At 48.5% G+C, this 5,661-nt stretch carries 5 protein-coding genes; 1 reads left to right on the top strand and 4 read right to left on the bottom strand.

Translation table 11 applies throughout. The features are described from left to right. The 4 genes from KDK18_RS08830 to KDK18_RS08815 form a co-directional block, all read right to left on the bottom strand. Window positions 1-1,274 (bottom strand): 1-acyl-sn-glycerol-3-phosphate acyltransferase (locus KDK18_RS08830; protein ID WP_257254535.1); only part of this gene is annotated, 1,274 nt, incomplete at its 3' end. A 199-nt stretch (window positions 1,275-1,473) separates the two neighbouring features. Beyond that, window positions 1,474-1,860 carry a hypothetical protein gene (locus KDK18_RS08825; RefSeq protein WP_257254534.1) on the bottom strand — a complete coding sequence of 129 codons (387 nt, stop codon included), beginning with the start codon at window positions 1,858-1,860 and terminating at the stop codon, window positions 1,474-1,476. Window positions 1,861-1,893: 33 nt separating this feature from the next. After that, window positions 1,894-3,024, bottom strand: a complete 1,131-nt coding sequence (gene dapE / locus KDK18_RS08820) for a succinyl-diaminopimelate desuccinylase (RefSeq protein ID WP_257254533.1) — start codon at window positions 3,022-3,024, stop codon at window positions 1,894-1,896. A 170-nt stretch (window positions 3,025-3,194) separates the two neighbouring features. Beyond that, window positions 3,195-4,679: a hypothetical protein gene (locus KDK18_RS08815; RefSeq protein ID WP_257254532.1), complete on the bottom strand. Its 1,485-nt coding sequence runs from the start codon at window positions 4,677-4,679 to the stop codon at window positions 3,195-3,197. 327 nt (window positions 4,680-5,006) lie between these two features. Between KDK18_RS08815 and KDK18_RS08810 the strand changes: the two genes are divergently transcribed. Further along, the coding region (locus KDK18_RS08810) for a hypothetical protein (RefSeq protein ID WP_257254531.1) at window positions 5,007-5,661 on the top strand (655 nt) is incomplete at its 3' end.

The following is a 5,661-nucleotide window of genomic DNA, read 5'->3' as shown; positions in this document are numbered from 1 at the left end:
ACAAACACTATGGGCTTGCGATTATCTCTAAGGTAGCTTCTCATGCTGATAGAGAGCATGCCGGTTTTCGGGTTCAGAGTCCGACCGGTTCTGGAGCGGCCGCCCTCAACAAAATATTCAATGGGGAATCCGCGACTGGACAGGGTATGCATGTATTCATGAAAGACGGCACTGTAAAGGGGGTTGCCTCTGAAGGTTCTTCTCATGAAGAAAGCCCCACCTTTACGGAGAATGGTACCCACGATGGGCATATTCAGGTTGATACCGGCAGCAATATGGGGAGGCGTCAGTCCCTCATAGTAAAGAGCATAGGAAAGCAGCAGGTAGTCGATATGGCTGCGGTGACAGGGCACGTAAACAATACTGTGCTTCCGGGAAAGTGCTTTGATCGGTTCAATGTTATTGATCGACAGGCCGTCGTAGAGTTTGTTCCAGAACCAGGTCAATAGAATATCCAGGAATCTGAGGACCGGATAAGAATAGTCAGATGCGATTTCATTGGCGTACTGCCGAGCCTTGTTTTCAGCCTCAATCAGGGTGATTTCCTGGGCGGCGGCTTCGGTCTCTATGGCTTTGCGAATCTGTGGAGTATGGAGCAGACCATTGACCAGTATTCTCCGGTGAGAGAGATCAGGACCAATGACAGACTCCCTGAGCTGACGAAAGTGTACCCTGAGAATTCGACCCACCTTGCGTAGTGTGCGGGTATGTTCCTGACCTTCATCCACCATGTCTCTCAGGGACATGGCCGGGTTAAAGTGAACCATGGTCTGTCTGCCATGAAGCAGGATGGCCATAAACTTTCTGAAGCGCCCTCCCAGACTGAAGTTCCAGTCAAAAAGGAGTTTCAGGGCGGACTGCTCTTTATCCGGAGCCCGTCCCCAGAAAATACTAACAGGAACCAACTGTACGTCCCGGTCGGGATGCTCCTCGGTTTCCTTGAGCAGGTTTGCCAGTGTATCTGCCGTTTCCGGATGCTCTCGCTGAAGCAAAACACCTCGTTGTTGAGTCAGGTAAAAATAGGCTTGATCACCGTTCTTGCACTCTTTGTGAATAAACGCATAGGGACGAGGAAGACCGGCTTTTCGACACTCCTGCTCAACCACCATCAGATCAGACAGGGAGCGGTTACGAAGTACGTAGCAGACAGTCTTGTCTGGTTGAATCCCAAGACTTTCTGTAGTGTTGTTATGAACTGTTGTTCTGACCCAGATGAATAACAGCTTTCTCAAGCTATGAAACAAAACGCGACTGAGAGTATTGGGTTTGTGCATTGGGCTGGCTGCGGCCTGAAATCAAGAGGGTAAATGGCTACCGGTGGATTCTAGCTTGAATAGAGGCAGTGGCGCAAAGAAGAAAGTGTATATTTGCCGGATTGAAAGCACGCCCGTAAGGCAATTATTCTTTCCTGACAGGGAAAGCCATGGGTAAAAACCAGAGATGCTGAGTAGCTTCTCTGGCGGCAATAAGATGTCAGAGGGCATTTGGCCAGGAAACTGTGCTTTCTTCACCTGTTTCCGTCATCTGCCACCATTCATCCATATCTTCACCGTCTGACCAGGGGGCCGCATTGGCTCTCACCCGGCATTTGGCAAACTGGTTCAGGCTTCTGGCACAGGCCATGTCATCACTCCATGGGGTTTTATTGGCTTTGAACCAGATGCTGGTCCAGGCTTTGCCAACAGCGCCCTCAACAATCATGACGGGTGCTGATCCTTCCTCGCCATGCAGCAAAAAGTCGTGAACTTTCTTGCCGCTACTCAGCACTTCAAGAGTATCAAAATGAGCTCTGAGCCATTTCCGGATCATCTCCAGGCTCAGGTCTTTGGCATAGATTTCAATATCTTCAATGTTATTCATAGAGGGTTATAGCGTTATAAATGGAGCATAAATTTACGTCAGGAGTCGCTTCAGGATGCCCTGATAAATCCTGTCGAGATGATTAAGGTCACCGGCTTTGATGCATTCATTTACTTTATGGATGGTTTTATTGACCGGCCCCAGCTCAACCACCTGGGCACCGGTTGGCGCTATGAAGCGGCCATCGGAGGTACCACCGGAGGTCGACAGCTCAGCATCCAGGCCGGTTTCAGCTTTGATGGATGCTTTGGCGGCATTTACCAGTGCACCGGGGCGGGTAAGGAATGGCTGGCCGCTGACATGCCATTCAATATCGTATTCAAGGTCATGTCTATCCAGAATGGCCAGCACTCTTTCTTGCAGCGCTTTATCAGTGACTTCGGGAGAAAAACGGAAGTTAAAGTTGACTTCGCACTTTCCGGGAATCACATTGCTGGCACCTTCTCCGGCATGAATATGCCAGATCTGGAAGCTGGTGGGCGGGAAGAACTCATTACCCTGGTCCCACTCTTCGCCAGTCAACTCTGATAGCGCCAATGCCACTTCATGAACCGGGTTTCTCGCCAGATGTGGGTAAGCGACGTGTCCTTGAATACCATGAATTACCAAGTGACCGTGCATTGAGCCGCGGCGTCCATTTTTGATGATATCGCCCACCTGATGGGTGCTGGAGGGTTCGCCTACGATGCACCAGTCTATCTTTTCGTTACGGGCTTCCAGGTACTCAATGACTTTTACGGTTCCATGCCGGGCAGGGCCCTCTTCATCGCTGGTAATCAGGAAAGCGATAGAGCCTTTATGGTCAGGGTTTCCAGCAACAAAAGTCTCACAGGCTGTCACCATGGCAGCCAGACTGCCTTTCATATCGGCTGAACCACGTCCCTGCAACATGCCTTTTTCATCGACAAAGGGAGAAAAGGGAGGGTTATCCCACTTTTCTACAGGACCCGTGGGGACAACGTCGGTATGACCGGCAAATGCCAGTACCGGCGCAGTGTCTCCCCTGCGAAGCCAGATGTTTTCGACGTCGCCAAACCGCAGTTTCTCTACTTTGAAACCCAGTGGTTCCAGGCGGCTGATCATCAGATCCTGACAGCCCTCATCTTCGGGAGTGACGGAGGGACGCTGAATCAGATCTATGGCAAGTTCAATCGTGGGGGTCATGTGCGGTTTGTCTGTTCTATGGTTTACAGTTTTTCACTTGGAACGGTGATTGTACCACGTCATGAACTTGCCAGCCGAGCCAATAAAGTCTCCGGAATACCAGGGTTTTCAGTTTTGTTGCCCTGGCTATCAACAAGACATTGGCTCAGCCCAAGATCAAGACCAAAGGCTTAATCGATCTTGATCTTGGTAGGGTCGGCCAGATCCGATAACGCTTTTAGCGTCATTGATTTCTGTAATTCATCGGTTGAAGACTGCTCCAGTTTTTCACAAGCATTCTCGAAGGCCTGTGGCTCAAGGTAACACACCTTAAAAATTGTTTTCAGCCTTTCTGCCAGTTCAATTCTTTCCGCACGAACACAAAAGTCAATGAGCGGGTTGAGCAGGAACAATTTGTCTTTGACCGGTCCGGAAAGCAGACAGGTATAACACCGGATGAAACTCTCGAAACCTACAATCTTGTGAGGTTCCATGCGATCAACATCGACCAGAGTTTGTTGCAAAATATCCAGAACGGTGTCTTTAATTATCTGATGGTCAGCTGCCCCGGGATATCCCTGTTCTAGCAGTTTCACGACAGAGCCCCGGTAAAATGGATCCCTGAGGGCTTTGCAAAGATCCTTGTCGTTAAGGCGGATACTGACCGATGCAATTTCTTTATCCCATTCATTCGCCCATTTCTCCGCCCAAGTGAAATGACCCCTGGTAACCAAGAGATTCAGGAGGGAGTAAGCCAGCTCTGCATCCTTGATGCCGAATTTGAAAAATTCCATAAAACACTTCCCAATATCCTCAAAATCTCTTTCGTCCAGTTTTCGCAGCCATTTGGAGTCTCCCAGGCATTTTTCCAGCCCGTCAGCGAGCGTTTTCCTGGCAATCTCCATGGTTTGATGATCTTGCATATTTGCCAGGGCCAGTATCGCTTTGCCGTGGTCATGAAAGTAGTGTCCGTGAGGTTCGTCGGTATGTTTAGTGTATGGCGCTTCATTCTGGACCAGTTTAGCGAGGGCTACCTGAAAATGATTTGCTTCCAGAGTTGCCTGATGTTTATTTTTAAAATACTGGGCATGTGGCAAATCTCCCCGGACGACAAAAAGATTCAGAGCTGAATTCGCCAGTGCATTACCACCATTGCCACAGCTGGTCACCAAAGAGTCGATAAGCTTTTTCAGCTTTACGTACTCTTTTTCGGGTATTTTACGAATAGATGGATAATTATCCTGCAAAATGGTTTTAAGGTTATCTTTGGCTAATTGCGCAGCTTGATCCGGAGATGACAGTTTCAGCGATGCCAGCAATGATTTTACCCGGGCGGCATCTTTTGCATCTATGGCCTCTGCCAGAGCAGGTAAAACCTCTGTTAGTTCCATCGGACTTACTGGTTGTGAATCGGCTGTCAGTTTGGAGCCCGTGTGTGCGGAGCTGCCGGAGACAGAAGAAGCGATTGTCCTTTCCGAAAGCGCTGCTGCAGCAGTCACTGTACCCGTTTCTCCGTAGCCAATAGCGCGGAAGAAACCGTTATAGATAGCGCCAAACCAGCTGTTTACAGCCCTTCCGTTTTCAGCCCTTCCTGAGCTTTCTGTTGACTGGACAGATAGCTCCTGCCTGATCGAGCTGTTCTGTTGCAGTGTTGATTGGGAATTAACAGGTTGCATAATTTGTACCTCTCTGAGTTTAATTGAATTTAATTTAATATTGTCAATGTCATCTTGGACAACACAAAGTGCAACTAGTTCCAGACAATCAAAATAGAAGAGCCAAACGTGTTTTCTCTTTCAATCATTGCAGGGACGATACCGATAATCCCATTATCAACCAGCACACTGGCAAAGTACTTACCAGACGGATTCTGCTAACAAGGGTGTCCATTTCTCTGACCTATAAATGAACTCTTCGGAACCTTCTGGCGTCTAATTAATAACGAGCGGTATCGCAATACCTGACTTGCTACTCAAGGTGCTTTTCAGAGGAGTCAAAGTGCTATGAATCGATTACACCATTTATTACTGACGAGTCTGCTATTTTTTTCTGTCCAGGTTTTTGGCGGGGAATTCTCACCCGGCTATCCGTCGGCATACCGCTACTACCCAGAGCTGGCAGGTGCACTTGATAAAGACTTGGATGGCTTGCTTTCTTATGATGAGCTTATTGAGGGCTACCATGCACCGTATCTGAACAAAGACCTTTATCAAACCATCAGGCTTTACCTTGTTAATTTCGAGTCATGGCAAAACCCTGTCACTGCCTCATTAAACAGGGAGAGCATTGAGCTGGCTGAACTGTCGGGGCGAGTCTCAAAGTATCACCACGAGAAAGACAACATCTTCTGGGATGCCTGGCTTGCAAAGCCCGAACGGCAACTGTTTGCCGAGAGCTATAGACGACTTTTTCCCCACGGTCTGACCAGTGTTACTGCGGATAATCTACTGCAGGGGTATTTTCCAGATTGTGTTCTGATCGCTTCGCTGGCCTCAATAGTCAGCTCAGAAACGGGAAAAAGGCTCACATTCAATTACTTTTACCCCATCGATGAACAGACGTTTGAAATTGTTTTTCCCGGGATTGGTAGAGGTGAGGTGATTCAATTCAGAGAAGTTGAGCGTTACTCACACTTTGCCAAAACACGCGACGGCGGTA

The sequence above is a fragment of the Endozoicomonas sp. SESOKO3 genome (genome assembly GCF_024606255.1).
The sequence above is the reverse complement of the archived record's forward strand: the minus strand, read 5'-3'. Positions and strand labels throughout refer to the sequence as shown.